This window comes from Streptomyces sp. NPDC050703, assembly GCF_040654435.1.
Lineage (GTDB): Bacteria > Actinomycetota > Actinomycetes > Streptomycetales > Streptomycetaceae > Streptomyces.
Window position 1 is genome coordinate 141353 of record NZ_JBFAHX010000010.1, and the last position, 25631, is coordinate 166983.

Below are 25631 nucleotides of genomic sequence, written 5' to 3' on the forward strand. Positions count from 1 at the left end.
GTACGGCCGATGCGCACAGGATCTCCGGCTGCCTACGCTCCTGACGGCGGCGTGCCGGCGGGTACGCCGCACACCGAGCCGAACGTCCAGGGGGAACGCCATGCCCGTCAACGGTCAGAGCCACATCCGCATCGCCCGCCCGTCGCGCGACCTCGCGGCGGCGGAGCGCTTCTGGGTCGACGGCCTCGGCCTGAGCGTGGTGTACCGCGCGGACGGCGGGTCCGCTCCCGGCGAGCACTCCCTGCTCATGGTGGGGTGGCCCGACGCGTCCTGGCACCTCGAACTCGTCAGCGAGGCGGCGGCGCCGGTCCGGCCGCGCCCCACCGAGGAGGATCTGCTCGTCGTCTACGTGGACGGGCCGGTGCCCGACGAACGCGTCGCACGGCTGGAGGAGCACGGCGGCAAGCGGGTCACGTCCCCCAACCCGTACTGGAACGAGTGGGGCGTCACGGTCGAGGACCCGGACGGCTACCGGCTCGTGCTCTCCACGCGCGCGTGGTCCAACTCCTGATCGTGGGCTCCTCCCGCGCGGCAGGTGTCCAGGACGACGCGGGCGACGAGGGCGGGGTCGTCGCTCATCGGGACGTGGCCGCAGCCGCGGAGCCGCACCAGGCGCGCTCCGGGGATGGCCCGCTTGGCGCGGACGCCCTGGCGGGGCAGGAGCAGCCGGTCCCGGTCGCCCCAGGCGACGGTGACGGGCAGCCCCGGCACGTCCTCGCCCATGGGGAGGTCGCGCCCGGACTCCAGGGTCGCCTCGAAGCCCGTGGCGTCGCGCAGCGCGAGCGTCTCCGCGACGACGGCTTCCGGTGAACGCCGCCACGGACGGGCGTAGATGGTGCTGGTCAGGGCGGTGCGCCCGGCGGCGGACCGCGAGAGGCGCTCGATCGCGGACACCGGGAGCAGCCGGGCGCCGTGCCGCATCGCGAGCAGCGTGCCGAAGGCGTAGCGGCGTTCGGCGGGCGTCCAGAAGCCGCCGGGGGAGAGGGCGGTGACGGACCGTACGAGCTTCCGCCGGCCCATTTCCAGGGCGAGCAGGCCGCCCAGGGAGTTGCCCGCGACGTGGGGGCGCTCGACGCCCAGGGCCCGGCACAGGCCGCCGAGTGCGGGGACCACCGTCGGCAGGTCGTGCCGCAGGCCGTCCGGCAGCGAGGGCGAGGCGCCGAAGCCCGGCAGGTCCACGGCGATCACGTCGTGATCGGCGGCGAGGATCTCCGCGACCGGGTCCCAGGCCTGCCGGTGGTGGCCGATGCCGTGCAGGAGCAGCAAGGGTTCACCGGCGCCGGAGCGCGCGTAGGAGATGGTCGCGGTGCGCGGGCCGTCGGGGGACGTGACCTCGAAGGACACCTCTGCGGCCATGGCTGCTCCTGTCCCCGCCGCGGGGCGGCGGTTCGTCAAGTCGTTAGACGCGTTGTCAGCAACAATTACCGCCCGGTAGCCTCCACTTCAAGAGGTGACGCACCTCGCTTTTACGTCCTGGACAGGAGATCCGCCGTGGGCTGGGATGGAGCAGTGGCCAACGACAGCGTGACCGACGTCTTCGAAGAGCACCGCCCCGTCCTGATGGGCGTCGCCTACCGCATGCTCGGGCGGGTGGTCGACGCCGAGGACGTCGTCCAGGACGCCTGGCTCCGCTGGTCCGCCGCCGACCACGCCCATGTGCGCGAACCCCGCGCGTATCTCGTCCGCGTCACCACCCGGCTCGCCATCGACCGCCTGCGCCACGTGCAGTCCCGGCGCGAGGCCTACGTGGGCCCCTGGCTCCCCGAGCCCTACGTGACCGACTACGGGCCGACCGTGCCCGACACCGCCGAGCGCGCGGTGCTCGCCGAGTCGGTCTCCCTGGCGTTCCTCGTCGTCCTTGAGGCCCTCTCCCCGCTGGAGCGCGCCGTCTTCGTGCTGCGCGAGGCCTTCGGGTTCCCCTTCGCGGAGATCGCGGCCACGCTCGACCGCAGCGAGGCCGCCGTCCGGCAGCTCGCCGGGCGCGCCCGCAAGCACGTCGACGCCGGCCGCCCGCGCTACGAGGTGGACCCCGCCCAGCGCCGCGACCTGACCGAGCGCTTCCTCGCGGCGGCGACGGAGGGCGACCTCGACGGGCTGATGTCGCTCCTCGCCCCGGACGTGCGCCTGGTCGGCGACAGCGGCGGCAAGACGAAGGCCCCGGTGCGCGCCCTGGAGAGCGCGGACAGGGTGGGCCGCTTCCTGCACGGCGTCGTCCGCAAGGGCCTGGAGGGCGTCCGGCGGCCGGAGTTCCGCTTCATGGAGCTCAACGGCGCCGAATGCCTGCTGTTCCTCGTGGACGGCAAGCCGGACAGCGTCTTCCAGGTGGACGTCGTCGACGGCCGCATCCAGGACATCTACATCGTCCGCAATCCGGACAAGCTGGTGTCGCTCACCGTTTAGGCCGCGGCGGAGAGAGATCCGCGCAAAGCGTGTGTTTCGTGAGGAAGGGGCTCCCGCCGAGAGGCGGGAGCCCCTTCTCGCTCGTGATCTTCCGCGGCTCGGGCCCCCGCGTGGCCGATAACGCCTGCTTGGCCGCTTGCGAACTCCGCGTGAATGCTCTGTGGCATCAGGCCTGTGCACACCGTTACGGATCGAGGATTGGTCTTGACCAAGGGTGAGTGCGGGCCTATGGTCGCAGAGATAGTGCAGGAACCTTTAATAAACAAGGGCGCTAAAACGCCGCCGGTGAACGGCGATTGCGGAGGACAGGGTGGGGACCACGCAGCTCGAAACGGTGCCGGAGCCGAAGTACTGGCACCTGAAGACCGTGCTCAGTGAGGCACTCGACTCCGAGTTCGCGGTCGGGGAGATCCTGCCGAACGAGCGCGATCTGGCCGCCCGCTTCGGCGTCGCCCGTGCCACGCTCCGCCAAGCTCTCGAACAGCTCGAACTGGAAGGCAGGCTCCAGCGCCGCCGCGGGGTCGGCACGACCGTCGCCCCGCCGCGCATGGGCGTGGCCGTCGGCTCCGCCCAGGGCTCCTGGCCCGGCGCGCCCGGCGACGCCTGGCAGCCCGCGGACTGCGCGCCCGCGGCCCCGCCCGCGGACGTCGCCCGCATGCTGGAGACCCTCCCCGAGGAGCAGGTCCACGTCATCAGGCGCACCCGCGTCTCGAACGGCCAGCCCGTCGCCGCCGAGCTGCTGTACGTACCGATGTCGTCCGTCGCCGAGCTGACCGGCATGGACGCGCCCTCCGGCGCCGCCCGCGCGCGCGTGGTCCTGCGGGAACTGGCACGGCTCACCCTCGAAGGGCAGGACAGGGCCGTCGAGCTCGGCTCGGCCCGCGCCGACGACGCCAAGGCGCTCGACCGGCTCCCGGGAGCCCCCGTGCTGCTCGTGACGACCCGCTTCCTCGCCGAGGGCCGCACGGCCGCCGTCTCCGTCGCCACCTACCGCGCGGACACCTGCCGCCTCACCTTCGGCGACTCGGGCTCCGTGGAGATACACCACGGCCCCGAGCACGGCGCCCCCTGACCGCGCCGCACCCCGGACGCGCACGACGGCCCCGCGGGCCCTCGAAGGCCCGCGGGGCCGCGTGCTCTCAACGGCGTGCGGTGACCGTGCCCTCGACGGCGAAGAGCTGCTCCTCGACGTGGTCGAGCGCGAGGCGCAGCGCCCCCGTCGCCACCGCTGCCTCACCCAGCAGCGACAGCGCCACCCGGGGCGGGCGGAGGCAGTAGCGCGCCAGCTCGCGGTGGAGCGGGGCGAGGACGCCGTCGAGGCCCGCCGCCCAGCCGCCCACCACGACCAGCTCCGGGTCCAGGGCGAGCACCAGGGCGGCCACGTCGTGCACGAGGCGCTGGATGAAGCGCTCCACGGCCGCCATGGCCCGCGCGTCGCCCTCCTTGGCGTGCGCGAAGACCGCGGCGACGGCCTGCTCGTCCAGGGGGTGCAGCGGCTCGCCCGTGGTGGAGAGCAGCGTCTCCGGGGTGACCTCCCTGCCGAGCAGGTGCAGCGCGCCGATCTCGCCCGCCGCGCCGCCGAAGCCGCGGTGCAGCCGCCCGCCGATCAGCGACCCCGCCCCCGGGCTGAGCCCCGCGAGGACGAACACCACGTCGTCGATGCCGGCCGCCGCGCCCTTCCAGTGCTCGGCCACGGCCGCCGCGTTGGCGTCGTTCTCCACGAGCACCGGGCACCTGAAGGAGCGGCGCAGCCGCTCGCCCAGCTGGAGCCCCGTCCACTCGGGCAGTGCCGTGCTCAGGCGCACCGCGCCGTCCGCCTCCAGGATGCCGGGGCTGCCCACGCCGACGGCGCGCAGCGTGTTGCGCGCTATGCCCGCGCGGCGCAGCAGATCGGCGACCGTGGTGCGCAGCCGTTCGAGGCGGTCGTCGGCCGGGGCGTCCTCGGAGACGTCCTTCGACGCCGTCCCCAGGACCTTGCCGTCCAGGTCCGAAAGGACGGCCGCCACCCGGTGCGGCCCGATCTCCAGGCCGAGCAGATGGCCCGCCTCCGCCCGGAAGCGGAACTTCCTGGCCGGCCGGCCCTGACGCCGGGCACCGCTGTCGTCGGCCGCCGACTCCACCACGAGCCCGGCCTCGATGAGCCCTTCGACGACCCCCTCCACGGTGGGCCGGGAGAGCCCGGTCACGCGGGTGATCTCCGTGAGCGTCGCCAGGTCCGCTCCACGCAGCGCGTGCAGCACCACCGCGGAGTTGATCCGCCGCAACAGAGAGGGGTCCCCGCCGGTCAGCTGCCCCAACGTCCGTCCTTCCAGCTCGTGCGCATGATGGCCGGATCGTACTCGCAGGACAGGGCCCCGGCGAGTGCCGGGCCCTTCTTCCCGCCGCCCCCGGCCGTCATCCCGGTGCCACGAAACCGGACTCGTACGCGACGATGACGGCCTGCGTCCTGTCGCGCGCACCCAGCTTCCCCAGGACGGCGCTGACGTGCGACTTCACCGTCTCGGTGCCGACCACGAGACGGGCGGCGATCTCCGCGTTGGACAGACCGCGCGTCATCAGCCGCAGCACCTCCGCCTCACGCTCGGTCAGGGCCGCGCGGTCGAGCACCGCCCGCGCCCCGGCGTTGCCGCGCCGTCTGCCGTGCTCGCCCGCCAGCTGCCGCACCGCCGCGGGGAAGAGCAGCGACTCGCCCTCGGCGACCAGACGCACGGCGTGGACGATCTCCGCGGGCCTCGCCCGCTTCAGCAGGAAGCCGTCGGCGCCCGCGCGCAGCGCCTCGTACACGTACTCGTCGTTCTCGAAGGTCGTCACCACGAGGATCTTCGGCGGTTCCCGCACCGTGCGCAGCACCGCGCGGGTGGCCTCGATGCCGTCGAGGAGCGGCATGCGGACGTCCATCGCGACCACGTCGGGCCGCAGCTCACGGACGAGCGGGATGACCGCGGCCCCGTCGGCGGCCTCACCCACGACGCGCAGGTCGGGCTGCGCCTCAAGAACGGCGCGCAGACCCGCGCGTACGAGGGGTTCGTCGTCCACGAGGAGCACTGAGACCGGCATCCGGCCAGCGTAGATCACCGCAGCGGCAATTCGACGTGCACCTGCCAGTCGCCGTCCAGCGGGCCCGTGGTGGCCCGCCCGCCGAGCAGCGTGGCCCGCTCCCGTATCCCGCGCAGACCGCTGCCGCCGCGCCCCGTCGAACCGGCCGCGCCCGGCAGCGCGTTGCGCACCTCCAGCACCAGGCGGCTGTCGTCGACGGCTATCCGCAGCCGCACCGGCACAGGACCCGAGTGCCGCAGGACGTTGGTCAACGCCTCCTGGAGCATGCGGTACCCCTCACGGGAGACAGGGCCGGGCAGCCGCTCCACGGGACCCGTCACCTCCACGTCCACCTTCGCCCCGGAGGCGCGCGCCGACTGCAGGAGACGGTCGGCGTCGGTGAGGTCCGGCCGGCCGCTCACCGGCTGCTCGTCCTCGCGCAGCACCCGCAGGACCCGCTCCAGGTCCTCCAGAGCGGCCCGTCCGGTCTCCTCGACGGCCTCCAGGGCCCGCGCGGTGAACTCCGGGTCGGACGCGGCCCGCGCGGCGCCCGCCTGGACGACGGCGACGGTCAGCGCGTGGCCGATCGAGTCGTGCAGTTCGCGCGCGATGCGGTTGCGTTCCAGGAGCTGTTCGGTGCGCTCCTCCATGACGGCGAGGCGTTCGGCGGGGGAGGGGCCGAGCAGGCGGCGGGCCACCACGGCCGTCACGTGCCCGGCCCCCAGCAGCAGGCCGTACTCCGCGAGGACCAGGAGGACGCTCACCGGCAGCCGGACCCAGCCCGCACCCGGCGGGGTGATCAGCAGCCCGTCGGCCCCGGGCGGCTGGTCGTTCGCGCCGCTCATGGTGAAGACCATCCCGATGAGCTGGCCTGTCAGGAGGACCATGGCGATGCCCGTCTCCAGACGGAACAGCAGCCACACGGCGGTCCGCACCCGGTCACGCCACGAGGCGGAAGGGGCCACGGAGACGCCGGTCTCCTCGGTCTCCCCGCCCGGCACGCGCGCGTGCTGACCGGGGAACAGCATCATGCGCGCCTGCAGTCCCTCCGCCCTGCGCACGACGGGCACCATGGCGGCCACGATCAGCAGGGGAGCGGGGACGACCGCGACGAGAACCCACTGGGTGTACGTGGGTTCGGAGAGCCCGGGATAGATCGAGGCGCTCACCCACGCGATGGCCGACCCCAGGAAGACGTGCAGCCAGCGCGTATAGGTGAACGCGCGCGTCAGGGGGCGCAGGAAGCCGTGCATGCCGTCATCGTGCCAGCAGGGCTCCCCCGCGCGGCTCCCCCGCACGGGGGAGACGGACTCCCCGGGCGGGGGAAGACCCGAGGCCCGGCGCGCGGCGAGGCTGACCCCATGACCAGCATCGACGTCCAAGACCTCACCAAGGAGTACGGCACGACCCGGGCCGTGGACGCCCTCTCGTTCAGCGTCCGCCCCGGCAAGGTCACCGGATTCCTCGGCCCCAACGGCGCCGGCAAGTCGACCACCATGCGCCTCGTCCTCGGCCTCGACCGGCCGACCTCGGGCACGGCCACGGTGGGCGGGCGCGCCTACGGCGGCCTCGACGACCCCCTGCGCCACGTCGGGGCCCTCCTGGACGCCCAGGCGGCACACGGCTCGCGTACCGCCCGCAACCACCTCCTGGCGCTCGCCGTCAGCAACCGCATACCGGCGCGCCGCGTCGACGAGGTCCTCGAAGAGGCGGGCCTCGCGACGGTGGCGGGGCGCAGGATCAAGACGTTCTCGCTGGGCATGCGGCAGCGCCTCGGCATCGCGGCGGCCCTGCTCGGCGATCCCGCCGTGGTGATGCTCGACGAGCCGTCCAACGGACTCGATCCCGAAGGCATCATCTGGATACGCGAATTGCTGCGGTGCCTCGCCCAGGAGGGCCGCACGGTCCTCGTCTCCAGCCACCTCATGAACGAGACCGCCACCTTCGCCGACCACCTGGTGGTCCTCGGCCGCGGCAGGCTCCTCACGGACACCCCGATGCCCGACTTCATCGAGGCGCACAGCCACCCGCGCGTGCGGGTGCGCACGACCGACCCCGACCGGCTCCGCGACATCCTCCTGGCCAAGGGGTACGCGCTCGGGGACGCGGACGACGGCCGCTGGACGGTCGACGACGCCAGGGCCGAGGAGGTCGGCGCCATCGCCGCGGCCGCCGGCATCCCCGTACTCGAACTCGCCGACGAACGTGTCTCCCTGGAGCAGGCGTACCTCGCCCTCACGGCGGAGGAGACCGAGTTCGCGGCCACCGCCCAGGCCGCACCCGCCGCCACGTCCCCCCAGGAGGTCTGACCGTGTCCCGCACCGCCGTACTGCCCGTCGCCCACGCCGAATGGATCAAGATCAGGTCCCTGCGGTCCGGCATCGTTTCGCTGGTCAGCGTGGTCCTGGCGACCGTCGCCATCACCGCCCTGGTGTTCGCGACGGTCGGCGCCGCCGAGGCGGACGACGCCGGCGCCGAGCCGCTCTTCGACGCCTTCTACGCCTTCAACTTCGGTCAGATCGCGGCCATCAGCTTCGGCACGACCGCCGTCTCGTCGGAGTACACGAGCGGTGCCCTGCGGATCTCGCTCGCCGCGGTGCCGCGCCGCGGGCTCTTCTACGGTTCCAAGGCCGCGGTCGTCGGCGGCCTCGCGCTGCTCGCCGGTCTCCTCACCGGCTTCGGGACGTTCCTGGTCGGCCAGGCGCTCCTGGGCGACGAAGGGATCGGCCTCGGTCACCCCGGCGCGGTGCGGGCCTGCGTGGGCGGCGGCATCTACCTCGCCCTGATGACGCTCCTCGCGGTCGGCCTGACGGCGGTGCTGCGCAGCGGCGTCGCCGTCCTGAGCATCCTCATCCCCTTCACGCTCATCGTGTCCTTCGTGATCGGGGACATGGACAGCGGCGTCGCGGCCTTCCTGCCCGACAAGGCGGGCCAGCAGGTGCTGCACGAGGCCCCCACGGGAACGCTGGGGCCCTGGGCGGGACTCGCCGTGCTGGCGGCCTGGGCGGTCGCCGCGCTGCTCGCGGGCTGGTGGGCGGTGCGCCGGCGCGACGCGTGAGGCCGCCGACGCCTCCCCGCCGCCCGGTGGATGACTGATTGTCAGTGCCGCCCGCTTTACTGGGCCCCATGAGTACCGCACAGCATCTCGCCGTGATCGACCTGCTGCGCTCGCGGGAGTTCCCCGCGGAGCACGGCAGGTCGGAGTGCGGCTCCGAAGGCCCCGGTTACCACATCGGGGAGTTACTGACGAGCGACACCTTCTGGGAGGACGACGGCACCCGCCGGGACCGGACCGAGGAGCAGTACGAGGCCGAGCGCGACGGCCTCACGGTCCTCCTGGCCGACCGCTGGGGGCCGCCGCAGCGGTTCAGCCTGGCGAGCCTCTTCGACCGGATGGTGGCCGCCGACCTCGGCGGCACCGGCGCCGACGAGGAGATACCGGAGCCGTGGGCCCAGCTCGCCTCGGCCGTGCCCGACCTGCACCTGTGGCATGTGGAAGGGCGCTGGATAGCCCTCGGCGTCGCCCAGTGGGACAAGGAACTGCCCTTCCAGCTCCTCGCCGTGGTGACGGAGATACCGCCACCCTGAGGCGCGGAGCCCGCGGCGGGTCAGCCGAAGCGCAGCGGCCCTCCGGCGGGCTCGGCGAAGCAGCGGGCCACGTCGGCCTCCGTCACCCGCGCCAGCTCCGCGGGCGACCAGCGCGGCCTGCGGTCCTTGTCGACGACCTGGGCGCGGATGCCCTCGGGCAGGTCCGGCGCGCTCAGCAGGGCGCAGGACACGCGGTACTCCTGGGCGAGCACGGCCTCCAGGTCCGGCAGTTCGCGGGCCCGGCGCAGCGCGGCGAGCGTGACCTTCAGGGCGGTCGGCGACCTGGCCAGGAGCGTCTCGGCGGCCTCCTTCGCGTGCCGGTCACCGCTGGCGTGCAGCCGGTCCACGATCTCCTCGACGGTGCCGGCCGCGTAGCAGTGGTCGATCCACTCGCGGTGCGCGGCCAGTCCGGCGCCGGGCGCGGCGGCCCCGTAGCGGCGTACGGCGTCGGCCGCGGGCAGGTCGGCGAGGGCGGCGGTGAACGCGGGCAGGCGCTCCGAGGGCACGTAGTGGTCGGCGAGCCCGCAGAGCAGGGCGTCGCCCGCGGTCACGGGGGAGCCGGTGAGGGCGAGGTGCGTGCCCAGCTCGCCGGGCGCGCGCGTGAGGAGGTACGTACCGCCGACGTCCGGCACGAAGCCGATGCCGGTCTCGGGCATCGCGATCCGGGAGCGCTCGGTGACCACGCGCACCCCGCCGTGCGCGGAGACACCCACGCCGCCGCCCATCACGATGCCGTCCATGACGGCGACGTACGGCTTGGGGAAGCGGGAGATGCGGGCGTTCAGGCGGTACTCGTCGTACCAGAACGCGGCCGGGGCCGCCGGGCGCCCCGCCCGGACGTCGTCGTGGATGGAGCGGATGTCGCCGCCCGCGCAGAGCCCGCGCTCCCCGGCGCCGGTGAGGACGACCGTCTCCACCGAGTCGTCGCCGTGCCAGTCGGCGAGGGCGCTGTCGAGGAGGCGGACCATGGCGTGGTCGAGGGCGTTGATGGCCCGCGGCCGGTTCAGGACGGCGTACGCGGCACGGCCCGCGCGTCGGAGCAGGACGGGGGCGTCACCGGGGGAGGCGACGTGGGAGGGGGCGTTCATGGTGCGGTGGCTCCGTTCCTGGGGTGCGCGGTGGTGCGGGGCGGCCGTGCGGGACGGGCGGGCACGCGTCGGTGCTCCCCGCCGGCCCCGCACGGAGCCGCGGTTCAGTGCGAGGACGCCTCCGGCGCCTGCGGGGTGTCGCCCCGCCCCGGGCCCTGGAACGCGTCGAGGATCATCCCGGCCGCCGATGTGGCCGTCAGCGTGCCCTCCCGGACGCGCTGTTCGAGCTCCGGGGCCAGCCGCCGCACCTCGGTGTGGTCGCGGAGCCTGCCGAGCAGTTCGTCCCGCACCATCGACCACGTCCAGTCGATCTGCTGGTCGCGGCGCTTGGCGGCGAGGCGTCCCGTCGAGTCGAGCAGCGTGTGGTGCTGTTCGAGCCGCTCCCAGAGCGTGTCGAGACCGCTCGACTCCCGCGCGCTGCACGTCAGGACCGGCGGCGTCCACGCGGCGTCGCCCGGGTGCATCAGGCGCAGCGCGCCCGCGAGTTCGCGGGCCGCCGAGCGGGCGTCCCTCTCGTGCGGTCCGTCGGCCTTGTTCACGGCGATGACGTCCGCGAGTTCGAGTACGCCCTTCTTGATGCCCTGGAGCTGGTCGCCCGTGCGGGCGAGGGTGAGCAGCAGGAACGTGTCGACCATGTTCGCCACGGCCGTCTCCGACTGCCCGACGCCCACGGTCTCCACGAGCACCACGTCGTACCCCGCGGCCTCCATCACCACGATGGACTCGCGGGTCGCCTTGGCGACCCCGCCGAGCGTCCCCGCGGAGGGCGAGGGCCGCACGAACGCGGCGGGGTCGAGGGAGAGCCGCTCCATCCTGGTCTTGTCACCGAGGATGGAGCCGCCCGTCCGCGTGGACGACGGGTCGACGGCGAGCACCGCCACGCGGTGCCCGAGCGAGGTCAGCATCGTGCCGAGCGCGTCGATGAACGTGGACTTGCCCACGCCCGGCACCCCGCTGATGCCGATCCGCCGCGCCCGCCCGCTGTGCGGGAGCAGTTCGGTCAGCAACCGCTGTGCGAGCAGCCGGTGCTGGGGCCTGGTCGACTCGACGAGGGTGATGGCCCGCGCGACGAACGCGCGCTTCCCGTCGAGGACGCCCTTGGCGTACGCGTCGATGTCGATCGTGACAGGCAGGGGGCTCACCGGCTCACAGGTCGTGGCCGAGATCGGCCGCCAGTCGCTTCACCAGGTCGTGCGCCGCGTCCGGGATCACCGTGCCGGGCGGGAACACCGCCGTGGCGCCCGCCTTGTGCAGCGCCTCGACGTCCTGCGGCGGGATCACCCCGCCCACCACGATCATGATGTCGTCGCGGCCCTCGGCGGCCAGCTCCTCACGCAGCGCCGGTACGAGGGTGAGGTGCCCCGCGGCCAGCGAGGAGACGCCCACGATGTGCACGTCCGCCTCGACGGCCTGGCGCGCGACCTCCGCGGGCGTCTGGAAGAGCGGGCCGACGTCGACGTCGAAGCCGAGGTCGGCGAAGGCGCTGGCGATGACCTTCTGGCCGCGGTCGTGGCCGTCCTGGCCCATCTTGGCCACCAGGATGCGCGGGCGGCGGCCCTCGGCCTCGTCGAAGGCGTCCACCAGGGCGCGGGTGCGCTCGACGGACGGGGACTGGCCTGCTTCGGTGCGGTACACACCGGAGATCGTACGGATCTGGCCCGCGTGCCGCCCGTACACGCTCTCCAACGCGTCCGAGATCTCACCGACCGTGGCCTTGGCGCGGGCCGCGTCCACCGCGAGCGCGAGCAGATTGCCCTCCAGGCCGGGCCCGGAGCCGCGCTCGGCCGCCGCGGCCAGCGCGCGCAGCGCGTCCCGGCAGGCCGCGTCGTCGCGCTCCTCGCGAAGGCGCCGCAGCTTGTCGATCTGCTGGGCGCGCACCGCGGAGTTGTCGACCGAGCGGACCTCGATCTGCTCGTCGGAGTCCACGCGGTACTTGTTGACGCCGATGACCGGCTGCCGCCCCGAGTCGATGCGGGCCTGCGTGCGCGCGGCGGCCTCCTCCACGCGCAGCTTCGGGATGCCCGCGTCGATGGCCTTGGCCATGCCGCCGGCCGCCTCGACCTCCTCGATGTGCTGCCAGGCGCGGCGCGCCAGGTCGTACGTGAGCCTCTCCACGTACGCGCTGCCGCCCCACGGGTCGATCGTCCGCGTCGTCCCCGACTCCTGCTGGATCAGGAGCTGGGTGTTGCGGGCGATGCGGGCGGAGAAGTCGGTGGGCAGCGCGAGCGCCTCGTCGAGGGCGTTGGTGTGCAGCGACTGCGTGTGGCCCTGGGTCGCGGCCATCGCCTCGACACAGGTGCGCGTGACGTTGTTGAACACGTCCTGCGCGGTCAGCGACCAGCCCGACGTCTGCGAATGCGTGCGCAGGGAGAGCGACTTGGCGTTCTTCGGATCGAACTGCTTGACGAGCTTGGCCCACAGCAGGCGCGCGGCGCGGAGCTTGGCGACCTCCATGAAGAAGTTCATGCCGATCGCCCAGAAGAACGACAGGCGCGGCGCGAACGCGTCGACGTCCAGGCCCGCCTTCTGTCCGGCCCGCAGGTACTCCACACCGTCGGCGAGCGTGTAGGCCAGCTCCAGGTCGGCCGTCGCGCCCGCTTCCTGGATGTGGTAGCCGGAGATGGAGATGGAGTTGTACCGCGGCATCTTCTGCGAGGTGTACGCGAAGATGTCCGAGATGATCCGCATGGAGGGCGTCGGCGGATAGATGTAGGTGTTGCGGACCATGAACTCCTTGAGGATGTCGTTCTGGATGGTCCCGGCCAGCTTCTCGGGCGGTACGCCCTGCTCCTCGGCCGCCACGATGTACAGCGCGAGCACGGGCAGCACCGCGCCGTTCATCGTCATCGACACCGTCATCTCGTCCAGCGGAATGCCGTCGAACAGCTGCCGCATGTCGTAGATCGAGTCGATGGCGACGCCCGCCATGCCGACGTCACCGGTGACGCGCGGATGGTCGCTGTCGTAGCCGCGGTGGGTCGGCAGGTCGAAGGCGACCGAGAGGCCCTTCTGCCCGGCGGCGAGGTTGCGCCGGTAGAAGGCGTTGGACTCCTCGGCGGTGGAGAACCCGGCGTACTGCCGGATCGTCCAGGGCTGGTTCACGTACATCGTCGGGTAGGGGCCGCGCAGATACGGGGCCACGCCCGGATAGGTGCCGAGGAAGTCGAGGCCCTCCAGGTCGGCGCCGGTGTACAGCGGCTTGACGCCGATGCCCTCGGGGGTCTCCCACAGCAGGTCGCTCTCGGACCTGCCGGTGGCCTCCTTCACGGCGGCGCGCCACTGCTCGTGCGAGCCCGCGGCGGGTGTGCCGGGCCCCAGGTCCACGGAGGAGAAGTCGGGGATGCGCATTACGCCACTCCCATGCGGTCGAGGGTGGAGGAGAGCACGGCCACGGCGTCGCAGCCGGCGTGGACGCGGGTGTCGACGCCGTCGTACTCACCGCGCCCCGCGAGGAAGACGTGCTCGGCGCCCGCGTCCTTGAGGGCCCCGGCGACCGCCGCGGCCTGCTCGGCGTAGAGCGCGTCGCTCGAACAGATGACTGCCATGCGTGCGCCGGAGGCCCGGAAGGCGTCGCCGGCCGTCGCCGCGTCCACCGTCACCGGTTCGTGGACGGCCTCGATGCCGCCCGCCTGGAAGAGGTTCACGGCGAAACCGGCCCGCGCGGTGTGCGCGGCGGCGGGGCCGAGCGCCGCCAGGAACACCTTCGGGCGCGCCCCTGCCGAGGCGAGGTGCGCGTCGGAGCGGGCGCGCAGGGCTTCGTACGCCTCGTCGCGCCGGACCCTCGGCAGGCCGCCGGCCGGTGCGGCGGGGGCGGCCTCGCGCTCCACGGGCCGCTCGTCGAGGTGCGGGAACTCGCTGACGCCGGTGATCGGTTCGCGGCGCCGCGCCAGCTTCTCGCCGCGCGCCGCCCAGGTCGCGGCGAGGCGGTCGCCGACCATCCCGGAGCGCAGGGCGGCGGCCTGGCCGCCCGCGCCCTCGATCTCCTGGAAGAACGCCCACGCGGCTTGCGCCAGTTCGTCGGTGAGCCGCTCCACGTACCAGGAGCCGCCCGCCGGGTCGATCACGCGGGCCAGGTGGGACTCGTCGATCAGGATCGTGGAGGTGTTGCGGGCGATGCGGCGCGCGAAGGCGTCGGGCAGCCCGAGCGAGTGGTCGAACGGCAGCACGGTGACCGCGTCGGCGCCGCCGACCCCGGCCCCCAGGCAGGCCACCGTCGTGCGGAGCATGTTCACCCACGGGTCGCGGCGGGTCATCATCACCGGCGAGGTCACCGCGTGCTGACGCTGCGCCCCGGCGGCGACGGCGCCGCACACCTCGGCCACGCGCGCCCAGAGGCGGCGCGCGGCACGGAGCTTGGCGATGGTCAGGAACTGGTCGGCGGTGGCCGCGTAGCGGAACTCCAGCTGGGCGCATGCCTCCGGCACGGAGAGCCCGGCCGCCGTCAGCTCGCGCAGGTACGCGACGCCGGTCGCGAGCGACGCGCCCAGTTCCTGCGCGGCCGAGCCGCCCGCCTCGTGGTAGGGCAGCGCGTCCACGGTGAGCGCCCGGAGGCCCGGGTACTCCCGTGCGCACACCCGCGCCAGCTCCACGGCGTCGGCGGCGTCCAAAGCCTCGCCCGAACGGGCCTCGTGGCCGAGCACGTCGGCGCCGAGCGTGCCGCGGGCGGCGTCCTTCGCGACGCCCGCGGCCTCGTACAGCGCGAACAACGCGCGGGCGGCGGGGGCGAATGCGGCGCCCGCGTCGAGCGCGACGGCCGCGAGGTCGAGGTAGACCCCGTCCAGCGCCCGGGGCAGCGCGGAGACGGGCACGCCGTTCGCGCCCACGCCGAGCCAGAGCGAGGTGACGCCGTTCTCCAGGTCCGCGAGCACGGCCTCGTTGGTGCGGGCGGGGTCGGTGCCCGTGTGCCGCTGCCGTACGTCCCAGCCGGCGGGGGCGCTGCCGCCGGGTGTGCCGCCCCGCACGAAGGGGGCGAATCCGGGGTGGCCCGCGGGGGGCGCGGTGTCACGGGAGGTGTAGAGGGGGCGGGTGGTGAGCCCGTCCTCAGGTGCGGTGGACAGCGCTTCCTCGGCGGCCGTCCCCGATGCGTCCTTACCCGACTTGCGCAGCACGCCTTCCACCAGGCGCTGCCACTGCTCATGGGTCGCATCAGGGAACTCGGCGGCCAGGGAAAGCCCGTCGTCAGGCAGGACCGTCATGCCCTGATGCTAGGGCTCAACCGGTGGCACGCGGTGCCACCACAGGCTGTGACCTTGCCCTCTTCTGAACGCCCTTGATCTCGGACGAGCGGACGGCTAGTGGATCTCCGGTGAACCGGGCACGACGAGCACGAGGGCCCCGGGGCGTCGCGCCCCGGGGCCCTCGTCCTGATCCGGCGGACCCGTCTGCTCCAGAAGGGCTAGAGGATCGCGCCGGGCGTGTAGGCGGCGGCCTCCGGGTGCCGCTTGAGCAGTTCCTCGATCTGCGCGACCACCGTGGCGACCTGGTCGCTCGCCGCACCCGTGAACGACAGCTTGTCGGCCATCAGCTCGTCGAGCTGCGCGCGGTCCAGCGGGATACGGGAGTCCGCGGCGAGCTTGTCGAGGAGTTCGTTGCGCTCGGCGCCCCGCTCGCGCATCGCGAGCGCGGAGGCGACCGCGTTCTCCTTGATCGCCTCGTGGGCCTCCTCGCGGCCGACGCCCGCCCGCACCGAGGCCATGAGGACCTTGGTGGTGGCGAGGAAGGGGAGGTAGCGGTCCAGCTCGCGGGCGACGACGGCCGGGAAGGCGCCGAACTCGTCGAGGACGGTCAGGAACGTCTCCAGGAGCCCGTCCAGCGCGAAGAACGCGTCGGGAAGCGCGACCCGGCGCACGACCGAGCAGGAGACGTCGCCCTCGTTCCACTGGTCGCCCGCCAGCTCGCCGGTCATCGACGCGTAGCCGCGCAGGATGACGGTGAGGCCGTTGACGCGCTCGCAGGAGCGGGTGTTCATCTTGTGCGGCATCGCGGACGAGCCGACCTGGCCCGGCTTGAAGCCCTCGGTGACCAGCTCGTGCCCCGCCATCAGGCGGATCGTCTTGGCGAGGGAGGAGGGCGCGGCGGCGATCTGCACCAGGGCGGTGACGACCTCGTAGTCGAGGGAGCGCGGGTAGACCTGGCCGACCGAGGTGAAGGCGCGGTCGAAGCCGAGGTGCCCGGCGATGCGGCCTTCGAGGTCGGTCAGCTTCTCGGCGTCGCCGCCGAGCAGGTCCAGCATGTCCTGGGCGGTGCCGACCGGGCCCTTGATGCCGCGCAGCGGGTAGCGGCCGAGGAGGTCGTCGAGGCGGCGATAGGCGGCGAGCAGCTCGTCGGCGCCGGTCGCGAAGCGCTTGCCCAGCGTCGTCGCCTGCGCGGCGACGTTGTGGGAGCGGCCCGCCATCACCAGCTCGCCGTACTCGCCGGCGAGCCGGCCGAGCCGGGCGAGGACCGCGACGGTACGGGAGCGGATCAGCTCCAGGGAGAGCCGGATCTGGAGCTGCTCGACGTTCTCGGTGAGGTCGCGCGAGGTCATGCCCTTGTGGACGTGCTCGTGCCCGGCGAGGGCGTTGAACTCCTCGATGCGGGCCTTCACGTCGTGGCGCGTGACCTTCTCGCGCTCGGCGATGGAGGCCAGGTCGACCTGGTCGAGCACGCGCTCGTAGTCGGCGATGGCGGCGTCGGGGACCTCGATGCCGAGGTCCTTCTGCGCGCGCAGCACGGCGAGCCAGAGCTGACGCTCCAGCCTCACCTTCTGCTCGGGCGACCAGAGGGTGGCGAGCTCGGCGGAGGCGTAACGTCCGGCGAGGACGTTCGGGATACGGGGCTTTGCGGGCGCGGCAGTCACGTGACCAGATTCTACTGGGCATTCATGCAGGCCAGCGCCACGCCCCCGTTCGTCGGAAGCTACGAGGGCGAAGCGCTCCCTAGCCGCGCGGGTCCTCCCACGGCAGCAGGTCGGGACGCTTGGGCGGCAGGCCGTCACCGGAGGAGCGGCCGGTCAGTCGGCGCACGATCCACGGCGCGAGGTGCTGCCGGGCGAAGCGGACGTCGGCGACGCGGCGCGTGGCCCACGTCGGCGGGGCGGCCTCGCCGAGCGGAGTCCGCCAGTCCTCCTCCGGCGGGTGGCCCAGGGCCTGCCACACGGCCTCGGCGACCCTGCGGTGCCCCTCCGCGGTGAGGTGCAGCCGGTCGACGTCCCAGAGCCGCTGGTCGCCGAGGACGGTCGCGCCGTACAGGTCCACGACCAGGGCGTCGTGCCGCGCGGCCAGGTTGTCGATGTGGGTGAAGAGCGCCTCCATGCGGGGGCGGAACCGTTCCATCACGGGACCGTTCCGGCCGGGGCTGCGCATCAGCACGAGCTGCTTGCACGAGGGCGCGAGCCGCTCGACGGCCTCTTCGAGGAGGTCGCAGACGCGGTTCATGTCGCACTTGGGGCGCAGCGTGTCGTTCAGCCCGCCCACCAGCGTGACCACGTCGGCCCGCATCTCCGCGGCGACGCCCACCTGCTCGGCGACGATCTGGCCGATGAGCTTCCCGCGCACCGCCAGGTTCGCGTACCGGAAGCCGGGACTCTGGGCGGCCATCCGGCCGGCCAGCACGTCGGCCCAGCCGCGGTAGGTGCCGTCGGGCAGCAGGTCCGACATGCCCTCGGTGAAGGAGTCGCCGACCGCGACGAGACTGTTGTACTTGGCATTCATGTGCATGGCGCCTGCGATGGTAACCCGCGCGGCGGCCGGGACGCCGCGGACCTGGGCAGCGGGGCGGCGCGGCGGTATGCCATAGGGCACGCCGTCACCGCGAGAGAGCGAGCCGCCATGTGGACCGCAGCCTTCTGGAAAGCCACCGCGGAACGCGCCCTCCGCACCTTCGCGCAGGCGCTCGCCGCCGTGCTGGCCGCCGGGGCGACCAGTCTCCTCGACGTCGCGTGGGGCGCCGCCCTCGCGACGGCCGGCTTCGCCGCGCTCCTCGCCGTCCTGACGGCGATCGGCGCATCCGAGGCCGGAGCGAAGGGCCCCGGCCTCACGGAGCGGCCCCTGGAATCCGGGCCGGCGCCACCACGCGGGTGACGCCGGCCCGGCCCGCCGGACGGTGCCCGGGTGTCAGACGGGCTGGCCGAACAGTTCGCGCAGCACGTCCTCCATCGTGACCATGCCGGCCAGGCGGCCGTCGGAGCCGAGCACGGCGGCCACGTGCGTACGGGTGCCGCGCATCGCGGTCAGGACGTCGTCCAGCGGCGTCGTCTCGCGCACCTGTGCGATCTTGCGCATGTCGGGCACCCGGAAGGGCAGGTCCCGCGGCATCCGGTCGAGCGCGTCCTTGACGTGCAGGTAGCCGACGATGCGACGGCCCGCGTCGACGACGGGGAAGCGGGAGAACCCGGACTCCGCCGAGAGGCGCTCAAGGCCCTCGGGAGTGACGCCCACGCGCGCGTAGACGACGTCCTCCAGCGGCAGGACCACGTCCCTGACGGGGCGGCGGCCCAGTTCCAGCGCGTCGTGCAGCCGCTCCTGCGCGCGGTCGTCGAGCAGACCCGCGTCACCGGAGTCCTTGACCATGCGGGCCAGGTCCTCGTCGGAGAAGCTGGCCGACACCTCGTCCTTGGCCTCCACGCGCAGCAGCTTCAGCAGTCCGTTGGCGAACGCGTTGATCGCGAAGATCACCGGCCGCAGCGCCCGCGCGAGCGCCACCAGGGGCGGCCCGAGCAGCAGCGCGGTCCGCACCGGCTCCGCGAGCGCGATGTTCTTCGGGAGCATCTCGCCGAGCAGCATGTGCAGATACGTCGCCACGGTCAGCGCGATGACGAACGAGATCGGGTGGACCAGGCCGTGCGGCACGCCCACCCCGTCGAACACGGGCTCAAGGAGGTGCGCGATGGCGGGCTCCGCGACGACACCGAGCACCAGGGTGCACAGCGTGATGCCCAGCTGGGCCGCCGCGAGCAGCGCGGAGACGTGCTTGAGCCCCCACATCACGCTCTTGGCGCGCCGGTCGCCGTCCTCGGCGTGCGGCTCGATCTGGCTGCGGCGCACGGAGATGAGCGCGAACTCGGCGCCCACGAAGAACGCGTTGACGACGAGCGTCGCCAGGCCGATCAGCAACTGGATGGCGGTCATCGGGCGTCCTCCTGCTCATCGGCGGCCGGCGGGGCGTGGAGCAGCACGCGGGCCGCGCGCCGCCCCGTGGCGTCCTGGACGACCAGGCGCCAGCCGCCGACCTCGAAGCTGTCGCCCTCGGTGGGAATCCGGCCGAGTTCGGCCGCGACGAGCCCGGCGAGCGTCTCGTAGGGCCCCTCGGGCGCGCGCAGGCCGACCCGCGCGAGCTGGTCCGTGCGGGCGGCGCCGTCGGCGGACCAGAGCGTCCTGCCGTCCTCGTCCGTGCCCGCGGTGGCGATGTCGGGCGTCTCGTGCGGGTCGTGCTCGTCGCGCACCTCGCCGACGACCTCCTCGACGATGTCCTCCAGGGTCGCGACCCCGGCGGTGCCGCCGTACTCGTCGATGACCACGGCCATCGTGCGCTTGCCGGAGAGCCGGTCGAGCAGGCGGTCGACGGTCAGCGACTCGGGTACGAGCAGCGGCTCGCGCATCATCTCGGCGACCGACGCGCGCGGCCTGCGCTCGGCCGGTATGGCGAGGACGTCCTTGATGTGCGCCACGCCGACGACCGAGTCGAGGTTGCCGCGGTAGACGGGGAACCGGGAGAGTCCGGTCGCGCGCGTGGCGTTCGCGACGTCCTCGCAGGTGGCGTGCACGTCGAGGGCGATGACCTGCACGCGGGGCGTCATCACGTTCTCCGCGCTGAGGTCGGCGAGGTTCAGCGTACGGACGAACAGCTCGGCGGTGTCCGCCTCCAGCGCGCCCTCCCTGGCGGAGTGCCTGGCGAGGGCCACGAGCTCCTTGGGGCCGCGCGCGGAGGCCAGCTCCTCGGCGGGCTCGATGCCGAAGCGGCGTACGGAACGGTTCGCCGTGTTGTTCAGGTGCGCGATGAAGGGCCGGAACGCCGCGCTGAAGAGCCGCTGGGGCGTGGCCACGCGCTTGGCGATGGCGAGCGGCGAGGAGATCGCCCAGTTCTTGGGCACCAGCTCGCCGATGACCATCAGGAAGACCGTGGACAGCGCCGTGCCGATGACCAGGGCCACCGAGGACGCCGCCGAACGGGGCAGGCCGATGTCGTGCAGCGGGCCCGCGATCAGCTTGGCGATCGACGGTTCGGAGAGCATGCCGACGACCAGGTTGGTGACGGTGATGCCGAGCTGCGCGCCGGAGAGCTGGAAGGTGAGGTTCTTGACCGCCTTGAGGGCGCCGGCGGCGCCGCGCTCGCCGCGTTCTACGGCTCGTTCGAGTTCGCTGCGCTCGACGGTCGTGAGGGAGAACTCCGCCGCGACGAAGACGCCGCAGGCCAGGCAGAGCAGCACCGCCACGAGGAGCAGGAGCACTTCGGTCATCGGGTCACCTCCGTCCCATGATCAGGCAGTGGCGGGAGGAACGCGCGATGTCGGGTACTGGGGGGCTCGCCCATGGACGGACGCTCACACCTTTCGGTCGGGGGGTACGGGTGACCACTCCATGGTAAAGGATCAGCAAAGCCGCGCTGGTGCGTCGGTGGGTGCAGGCTGCTCATCCCGCCCGTGTACCCGGACCGCGCGTGCGTCCGCGCCGCGGTTCGTGAGGTGCGGCACGCCGGGCCGGATCGGTCCTGAGGTGCGGCACGCCGGCCGGCCCCGTCCCTGGGATGCGGCACGCCCGGCCGGTGCCTCAGTCCGCGAGGCGCTTCACCCACCGGGACCACTGGGGCTGCGGGGCGTAACCCGCCGCGCGCCAGGCGGGGTGGGCGAGCGCGTTCCGGTCGAGGACCATGGCGTCGCCGCGCCGTCCCCCGAGGCGGACGAAGCGCTCCTCCGCCGCGGCGAGCAGCGCGGAGCCCACGCCCCGGCGGCGGTGTCCGGGGTGGACGGCCAGGCGGTACAGGTGGCAGCGCCAGCCGTCGAAGCCCGCGATGACCGTCCCGGCCAGCTCCCCGCCCCGCTCGGCGAGGATCAGCGCCTCGGGGTCACGGCCGACGAGGCGCTCCACGCCGGCGCGGTCGTCGCTGATGCTGGTCCCCTCGGCGGCCACCTTCCAGAAGGCGAGCACCGCGTCGAGGTCACCGGGCTCGGCGGCCCGTATCCGGAGATCGTCCATGGGCACCATCCCAGCACCGGGGCGGGAGGGGCGCGTGACGTTTCCAGGATGCGGACGGCGGTGCCGGCTCGGCCGGCGGCCCCCGGCCCTCACTCGTGCGCGATCGCCGCCAGTACGTTCATCCGCGACGCCCGCAGCGCCGGCAGCAGCGCCGCGGCGAGGCCCACGACCACCGAGCCGATCACCACCGCCACGATCGTCGGCCAGGGGAAGGCCAGCTCCTTCATGCCCTGCAGCGCGAGGATCTGCTGCACCGCGACGCCCCAGACCAGGCCGAGCGCGAGACCGAGGACCGCTCCGAAGACGGCGATCACCACCGACTCCAGGCGGATCATCCGCCGCAGCTGACGCCGGCCGAGTCCGATGGCGCGCAGCAGCCCGATCTCCCGGGTGCGCTCCACGACGGAGAGGGCCAGCGTGTTGACCACGCCCAGGACGGCGATGACGATGGCGAGGCCGAGCAGCGCGTAGACGAGGTAGAGCATCACGGCGATCTGCCGGCGGATCAGCTCCTTGTAGTCGGCCTGGTCGCGGACCTGCACCTGCGGATACGGATCGAGGGCCTTCTCCAGGCGCTCGCGCAGCGTGCCGGGGTCCGTCCCCGCGGCGGCGTTGACGTACACGGCGGCGTCCTGGCCGCCCGGCACGTACTTCTCGACCGTGCCGAGCCCGAGGAAGAGCCCGCCCGTGACCCCGAAGCCCTCGGGCGCGTCCTGGTCGGTGAGGGCGCCGACCGTCAGCGTGGCCTTCCGCTTCTCCGGGAACACCACGGGCAGCTCGTCGCCGACGCGCACGCGGTGCTCCGCCGCGAACTCCTTGTCCATGCCGATGTGCCCCGGAGCCAGCGCGGCCCGCGAACTCCCCTCGGCGTACGTCACCTTGGCGACGTCGTCGAGCCGCGGATCGTAGCCCGCGGCCGTGGTCTCGACCTTCTCGCCGTCGGGCAGGGACAGTTCGACGGGGGCGAAGCGCTGGCGTACGACGAGCCCGGCGCCCTCGATGTCCTCGACCCTGTCGGTGACCTCCGGCGAGAAGGGCATGAAGTTGCTGTTCTGCACGACGAAGTCGGCGCCTAGGGTGGCGTCGATCTGCTGGTCGAAGGACTTCGTCATCGACGCGCTCGCCACGGAGAGGCCGCCGACCAGCGCGAGGCCCACCATCAGCGCGGCGGCGGTCGCGCCGGTCCTGCGCGGGTTGCGCAGCGCGTTGCGCTGGCTCATCCGGCCCACCGGTCCGAAGACGGCGGGGAACGCCCCGCCGAGCACCCGGATCACCGGCCGCACCAGGAGCGGCCCCGCGACGACGGTGGCGACGAGGGTCAGGGCGATGCCGAGGCCCAGCAGGGACGCCGCCGTCGAGGTCCGCCCGGCGACGGCGCAGCCGACGAGCGCGGCGGCGCCGCCCAGCGCGACGACGGAGCCCACCACGGCCCGCACCCGCAACGGCCGCCCCACCCCGGCGATCTCCGCGTCGGCGAGCGCCGCCATCGGCGAGACGTGGGCGGCCCGGCGGGCGGGGAGGTAGGCGGCGACGAACGTGACGCCGACCCCGACGACGTACGCCGCCACGGGTGTCGCCCCGCTCACGACCATCTCCGTGGACCTCAGGTTCATCCCGAAGACGCCCATCAGCTCGATGAGGCCCAGGGCGAGGCCGATGCCCGCGGCGAGCCCCAGCGTGGCGCCGACCAGGCCGAGCAGCAGGGCCTCGACGAGCACGGAGCGGCGCACCTGACCGCGGTCGGCGCCGAGGGCGCGCAGCAGCCCGAGTTCGCGGGTGCGCTGGGCGATCAGCATGGAGAAGGTGTTGACGATCAGGAAGACGCCGACGAGTACGGCGACTCCGGCGAAGCCGAGCATCACGTACTTGATGACGTCCAGGAAGCCGCCCAGGTCGGACGCGGCGGACTCCGCCTGTTCGTCGGCGGTCTCCAGCTTGTGGCCGGAGCCGAGCTCGGCGGCGATGCGGCGCTTGAGGGCCGTGTCGCCGACATCGTCGTCGGCGGTCACCGAGATGCTCGTCGCCTTTTCGGCCGAGCCGAGCAGCTCGCGCTGGGCGCTCTCCGTCTCCAGGAAGACGAGGGCCGCGCCGGGGTTGGTGGTGGTGAAGGTGGCGATGCCGACGATCTCCACCTCGAAGGAGCCGGGGCGGGCGAGGACGGTGAGGGTGTCGCCGATCTCCACGCCCTTCCTGTCCGCCGTGTCCGCGTCCAGGACCGCCTGTCCCGCGCCGCGCGGCGCGTGGCCCGATGTCAGCTCCACGGGGCTGCGGTCGGTGACGTACCAGTTGGTGGCGACGGTCGGCGCGCCGGTCGTCGAGCTCACGGGGTCGTTGCCGCTGTCGACGACGGTGACGTTCTCGACGGAGACGTCGATGTGCGCGTCGGCGACGCCCTCGACCCCCGCCACCCGCTCCCGCAGGCTCGCGGGCACCGTCGGGGTCCGCCCCGAGGGCACGGCCTCGTCGAGGTCGTCCTGCGGCCCGACCATGACGTCCGCCGACGTGGAGGCGAACAGGCGGTCGAAGGTGCGGCTCACCGTGTCCGAGAAGATCAGGCTGCCGGCCACGAACGCCACCGAGAGGACGACGGCGAGGGCGGAGAGCGCGAGCCGGCCCTTGTGCGCGAGGAAGCTCCTGAGCGTCGCCTTCAGCACGGCAGCCCCGCTCAGCCCTGCTCGGCGGCGGCGTCGTCGCCGGCCGAGGGTCCGGGGGCGCCGGGCGGCACCGCGCCCAGGGCGTCGAACCGTTTCATGCGTTCGAGCACCCCGTCCGCCGTCGGGCGCGCCATGTCGTCCACGATCCGCCCGTCACCGAGGAAGAGGACCAGGTCGGAGGTGGCGGCGGCGCTCGGGTCATGGGTCACCATGACCACCGTCTGGCCCAGTCGGTCGACCGCCTCGCGCAGGAAGCCGAGCACTTCGAGACCCGAGCGGGAGTCGAGGTTGCCCGTCGGTTCGTCGGCGAAGATCAGCTCGGGCCTGGACGCCAGGGCCCGCGCGCACGCCACGCGCTGCTGCTGTCCGCCGGAGAGCTGCGCGGGCCGGTGCTTGAGGCGGTCCCGCAGCCCCAGGGTGTCGATGACGTGCTCAAGCCAGTCGCGGTCGGGCCGCTGCCCCGCGATGTCCATCGGCAGCGTCATGTTCTCCAGGGCGTTGAGCGTGGGGATGAGGTTGAAGGACTGGAACATGAAACCGACACGGTCCCGCCGCAGCCGGGTCAGCTCCCGCTCCTTGAGCCCCGTGATCTCCGTGTCGCCCAGCCACACCTGACCCGCCGACACGCTGTCGAGCCCGGCGAGGCAGTGCATGAGGGTGGACTTGCCCGAACCCGACGGGCCCATGACGGCCGTGAAGCGCTCGCGCGCGATGTCCACGTCGACCGAGTCGAGGGCCAGCACGGTCGTCTCGCCCGAGCCGTACGCCTTGGTGAGACCGCGGGCGCGCGCGGCGGTCCCGGCGGCCCCGGGGCGGCCGGTGGACGGAGCCGAAGCAGGTGTGGACAAGGGCCGCCTCCTGGTGTGTGGCCGTTCCAACTCCCGTGTCTGCGCGCAGAGTAGTGGGACGCGCCCGGTCTCCGGTATCCCTCCGAGGTCGGGGACGGGGACGCATGTAAGGGGCACTGTCCGGCGCCCTTGTCCTGATAGCACCTCGGCGCTAGCTTGAAGGAATGGCGAAGACCCAGTTGAACGTACGAGTGGACGAGGGCACCGCTCGGGCCGCCAGGGAGCGCGCCTTGGCCCGGGGAATCAGCGTCAACCGCTACATAGAGGAACTCGTGAAACAGGACGCAGGAGAAGTGGGCCACACGTTCGTCGAGGCCGCCGCCGACTTCATGAAGCAGTACGAGAGCGTCTTCGTCGAGGAGTTCGGCCAGGACCGCGAGGGCAGCCGCGCGGTCCGCGACACTCCCGTACGCGCCCTGCACGACGCCACACGCCCGTTCGGTGAAGATCGCCGCTGAGCCGTTGAACCTCAGAATCGATCTTGCCTGGCTCCTGATGATCGCCGAGCACAAGACCCCGGGGGACCCCGCCGTCACCGACTGGGGCGCGCTCGTCGCCGCCGTCAGCCGGCACGAGGCGGAGATATTCGGCGTTCCGGTCTACGAGACGCCGCACGACAGGGCCGCCGCGCTCCTCCAGCTCCTGCTGCACATCCCCGCGCTCGAACGCTCGAACGCGCTCTTCGCCGCCTCCGTCGCCTACGCCTATCTCGTCTCCAGCGGCACCAAGGTCGTCACCTCTCCCGAGCAGGTGCGCGACCTGGCGCGCCTGGTGAAGGAGGATGGTGCGAGCGTGCGGGCCATCGCGGACGAGCTGCGCCGGTGGAGCCTGTGAGCGGAGGCTCCC

24 protein-coding genes are annotated in these 25631 nt (G+C 73.2%); 9 read left to right on the forward strand and 15 right to left on the reverse strand.

The genetic code is table 11. From position 1 onward, the window contains the following. Positions 1–100 precede the first annotated feature (100 nt). A complete protein-coding gene (locus AB0I16_RS12680) occupies positions 101–511 on the forward strand; it encodes a VOC family protein (RefSeq protein WP_363249335.1) in 411 nt (136 codons plus the stop codon). Here the strand turns inward: AB0I16_RS12680 and AB0I16_RS12685 are convergent. Continuing rightward, positions 469–1356 carry an alpha/beta hydrolase gene (locus AB0I16_RS12685; protein ID WP_363249336.1) on the reverse strand — a complete coding sequence of 296 codons (888 nt, stop codon included), beginning with the start codon at positions 1354–1356 and terminating at the stop codon, positions 469–471. The genes AB0I16_RS12680 and AB0I16_RS12685 overlap by 43 nt on opposite strands. 153 nt (positions 1357–1509) lie before the next feature. Between AB0I16_RS12685 and AB0I16_RS12690 the strand changes: the two genes are divergently transcribed. Together AB0I16_RS12690 and AB0I16_RS12695 are read left to right on the forward strand one after the other, a co-directional pair. Further along, entirely contained in the window at positions 1510–2400 is an 891-nt protein-coding gene (locus tag AB0I16_RS12690; protein ID WP_363249337.1) for an RNA polymerase sigma-70 factor, read from the forward strand. 310 nt (positions 2401–2710) lie between these two features. Then, entirely contained in the window at positions 2711–3472 is a 762-nt protein-coding gene (locus AB0I16_RS12695) for a GntR family transcriptional regulator (RefSeq protein ID WP_363249338.1), read from the forward strand. A gap of 67 nt (positions 3473–3539) precedes the next feature. Here AB0I16_RS12695 and AB0I16_RS12700 read toward each other — a convergent pair whose 3' ends face one another. From AB0I16_RS12700 to AB0I16_RS12710, 3 genes are all read right to left on the reverse strand, one after another. Next, positions 3540–4697 carry an ROK family transcriptional regulator gene (locus tag AB0I16_RS12700; RefSeq protein ID WP_363249339.1) on the reverse strand — a complete coding sequence of 386 codons (1158 nt, stop codon included), beginning with the start codon at positions 4695–4697 and terminating at the stop codon, positions 3540–3542. Between the two features lie 97 nt (positions 4698–4794). Beyond that, positions 4795–5457 (reverse strand): response regulator transcription factor, encoded by a 663-nt coding sequence (locus tag AB0I16_RS12705; RefSeq protein ID WP_363249340.1) that lies wholly within the window; start codon positions 5455–5457, stop codon positions 4795–4797. A gap of 14 nt (positions 5458–5471) precedes the next feature. Beyond that, the gene (locus tag AB0I16_RS12710) at positions 5472–6689 is read right to left on the reverse strand and encodes a histidine kinase (protein ID WP_363249341.1); all 1218 of its coding nucleotides are present in this window, start codon (positions 6687–6689) and stop codon (positions 5472–5474) included. Positions 6690–6797: 108 nt separating this feature from the next. Between AB0I16_RS12710 and AB0I16_RS12715 the strand changes: the two genes are divergently transcribed. The 3 genes from AB0I16_RS12715 to AB0I16_RS12725 all read left to right on the forward strand — a co-directional run bounded on the left by AB0I16_RS12715 (position 6798) and on the right by AB0I16_RS12725 (position 9024). Beyond that, positions 6798–7745 carry an ATP-binding cassette domain-containing protein gene (locus AB0I16_RS12715; protein ID WP_363249342.1) on the forward strand — a complete coding sequence of 316 codons (948 nt, stop codon included), beginning with the start codon at positions 6798–6800 and terminating at the stop codon, positions 7743–7745. Between the two features lie 2 nt (positions 7746–7747). Beyond that, on the forward strand, positions 7748–8494 hold the full coding sequence (locus tag AB0I16_RS12720; RefSeq protein ID WP_363249343.1) for an ABC transporter permease: 747 nt from the start codon (positions 7748–7750) through the stop codon (positions 8492–8494). 68 nt (positions 8495–8562) lie between these two features. Beyond that, positions 8563–9024 (forward strand): hypothetical protein, encoded by a 462-nt coding sequence (locus tag AB0I16_RS12725; RefSeq protein WP_363249344.1) that lies wholly within the window; start codon positions 8563–8565, stop codon positions 9022–9024. 20 nt (positions 9025–9044) lie between these two features. Here the strand turns inward: AB0I16_RS12725 and AB0I16_RS12730 are convergent, their stop codons facing one another. The 6 genes from AB0I16_RS12730 to AB0I16_RS12755 all read right to left on the reverse strand — a co-directional run bounded on the left by AB0I16_RS12730 (position 9045) and on the right by AB0I16_RS12755 (position 17809). Next, on the reverse strand, positions 9045–10112 hold the full coding sequence (locus tag AB0I16_RS12730; RefSeq protein WP_363249345.1) for an enoyl-CoA hydratase/isomerase family protein: 1068 nt from the start codon (positions 10110–10112) through the stop codon (positions 9045–9047). Between the two features lie 104 nt (positions 10113–10216). Next, positions 10217–11245, reverse strand: a complete 1029-nt coding sequence (meaB, locus tag AB0I16_RS12735) for a methylmalonyl Co-A mutase-associated GTPase MeaB (protein WP_363249410.1) — start codon at positions 11243–11245, stop codon at positions 10217–10219. Positions 11246–11258: 13 nt separating this feature from the next. Continuing rightward, positions 11259–13460, reverse strand: a complete 2202-nt coding sequence (scpA, locus tag AB0I16_RS12740; protein ID WP_363249346.1) for a methylmalonyl-CoA mutase — start codon at positions 13458–13460, stop codon at positions 11259–11261. Next, the gene (locus AB0I16_RS12745; RefSeq protein WP_363249347.1) at positions 13460–15307 is read right to left on the reverse strand and encodes a methylmalonyl-CoA mutase family protein; all 1848 of its coding nucleotides are present in this window, start codon (positions 15305–15307) and stop codon (positions 13460–13462) included. Before AB0I16_RS12745 ends, scpA begins: the two co-directional genes overlap by 1 nt. Before the next feature lie 200 nt (positions 15308–15507). Then, positions 15508–16950: an adenylosuccinate lyase gene (purB, locus tag AB0I16_RS12750; protein ID WP_363249348.1), complete on the reverse strand. Its 1443-nt coding sequence runs from the start codon at positions 16948–16950 to the stop codon at positions 15508–15510. 79 nt (positions 16951–17029) lie between these two features. Next, entirely contained in the window at positions 17030–17809 is a 780-nt protein-coding gene (locus AB0I16_RS12755) for an SGNH/GDSL hydrolase family protein (RefSeq protein WP_363249349.1), read from the reverse strand. Positions 17810–17920: 111 nt separating this feature from the next. Here AB0I16_RS12755 and AB0I16_RS12760 point away from each other — a divergent pair, with 111 nt between their 5' ends. Further along, entirely contained in the window at positions 17921–18172 is a 252-nt protein-coding gene (locus AB0I16_RS12760) for a holin (RefSeq protein WP_363249350.1), read from the forward strand. A 33-nt stretch (positions 18173–18205) separates the two neighbouring features. On the opposite strand, the gene AB0I16_RS12765 is transcribed toward AB0I16_RS12760, so the two are convergent. From AB0I16_RS12765 to AB0I16_RS12785, 5 genes are all read right to left on the reverse strand, one after another. Then, a complete protein-coding gene (locus AB0I16_RS12765; RefSeq protein ID WP_363249351.1) occupies positions 18206–19219 on the reverse strand; it encodes a hemolysin family protein in 1014 nt (337 codons plus the stop codon). Next, on the reverse strand, positions 19216–20547 hold the full coding sequence (locus AB0I16_RS12770; protein WP_363249352.1) for a hemolysin family protein: 1332 nt from the start codon (positions 20545–20547) through the stop codon (positions 19216–19218). The genes AB0I16_RS12765 and AB0I16_RS12770 overlap by 4 nt, the downstream gene beginning before the upstream one ends. Before the next feature lie 310 nt (positions 20548–20857). After that, the gene (locus AB0I16_RS12775; protein WP_363249353.1) at positions 20858–21283 is read right to left on the reverse strand and encodes a GNAT family N-acetyltransferase; all 426 of its coding nucleotides are present in this window, start codon (positions 21281–21283) and stop codon (positions 20858–20860) included. Positions 21284–21372: 89 nt separating this feature from the next. Continuing rightward, on the reverse strand, positions 21373–23937 hold the full coding sequence (locus AB0I16_RS12780; RefSeq protein ID WP_363249354.1) for an FtsX-like permease family protein: 2565 nt from the start codon (positions 23935–23937) through the stop codon (positions 21373–21375). 11 nt (positions 23938–23948) lie between these two features. Further along, positions 23949–24785, reverse strand: a complete 837-nt coding sequence (locus AB0I16_RS12785) for an ABC transporter ATP-binding protein (protein ID WP_363249355.1) — start codon at positions 24783–24785, stop codon at positions 23949–23951. 164 nt (positions 24786–24949) lie between these two features. Between AB0I16_RS12785 and AB0I16_RS12790 the strand changes: the two genes are divergently transcribed. Both AB0I16_RS12790 and AB0I16_RS12795 read left to right on the forward strand, forming a co-directional pair. Next, complete coding sequence (locus AB0I16_RS12790) at positions 24950–25243, forward strand: toxin-antitoxin system HicB family antitoxin (protein WP_363249356.1); 294 nt, start codon at positions 24950–24952, stop codon at positions 25241–25243. Between the two features lie 4 nt (positions 25244–25247). Beyond that, a complete protein-coding gene (locus tag AB0I16_RS12795; RefSeq protein ID WP_363249411.1) occupies positions 25248–25619 on the forward strand; it encodes a fic family toxin-antitoxin system, toxin component in 372 nt (123 codons plus the stop codon). The last annotated feature ends 12 nt before the right edge of the window (positions 25620–25631 follow it).

Coding starts and splice junctions, on each gene's coding strand:
- AB0I16_RS12775 (WP_363249353.1), bottom strand. CDS start 21,283: ATGGACGATCTCCGGATACGGGCCGCCGAGCCCGGTGACCTCGACGCG.
- AB0I16_RS12730 (WP_363249345.1), bottom strand. CDS start 10,112: ATGAACGCCCCCTCCCACGTCGCCTCCCCCGGTGACGCCCCCGTCCTG.
- AB0I16_RS12685 (WP_363249336.1), bottom strand. CDS start 1,356: ATGGCCGCAGAGGTGTCCTTCGAGGTCACGTCCCCCGACGGCCCGCGC.
- AB0I16_RS12790 (WP_363249356.1), top strand. CDS start 24,950: ATGGCGAAGACCCAGTTGAACGTACGAGTGGACGAGGGCACCGCTCGG.
- AB0I16_RS12760 (WP_363249350.1), top strand. CDS start 17,921: ATGTGGACCGCAGCCTTCTGGAAAGCCACCGCGGAACGCGCCCTCCGC.
- AB0I16_RS12715 (WP_363249342.1), top strand. CDS start 6,798: ATGACCAGCATCGACGTCCAAGACCTCACCAAGGAGTACGGCACGACC.
- AB0I16_RS12680 (WP_363249335.1), top strand. CDS start 101: ATGCCCGTCAACGGTCAGAGCCACATCCGCATCGCCCGCCCGTCGCGC.
- scpA (WP_363249346.1), bottom strand. CDS start 13,460: ATGCGCATCCCCGACTTCTCCTCCGTGGACCTGGGGCCCGGCACACCC.
- AB0I16_RS12725 (WP_363249344.1), top strand. CDS start 8,563: ATGAGTACCGCACAGCATCTCGCCGTGATCGACCTGCTGCGCTCGCGG.
- AB0I16_RS12745 (WP_363249347.1), bottom strand. CDS start 15,307: ATGACGGTCCTGCCTGACGACGGGCTTTCCCTGGCCGCCGAGTTCCCT.
- AB0I16_RS12770 (WP_363249352.1), bottom strand. CDS start 20,547: ATGACCGAAGTGCTCCTGCTCCTCGTGGCGGTGCTGCTCTGCCTGGCC.
- AB0I16_RS12765 (WP_363249351.1), bottom strand. CDS start 19,219: ATGACCGCCATCCAGTTGCTGATCGGCCTGGCGACGCTCGTCGTCAAC.
- AB0I16_RS12755 (WP_363249349.1), bottom strand. CDS start 17,809: ATGCACATGAATGCCAAGTACAACAGTCTCGTCGCGGTCGGCGACTCC.
- AB0I16_RS12705 (WP_363249340.1), bottom strand. CDS start 5,457: ATGCCGGTCTCAGTGCTCCTCGTGGACGACGAACCCCTCGTACGCGCG.
- AB0I16_RS12710 (WP_363249341.1), bottom strand. CDS start 6,689: ATGCACGGCTTCCTGCGCCCCCTGACGCGCGCGTTCACCTATACGCGC.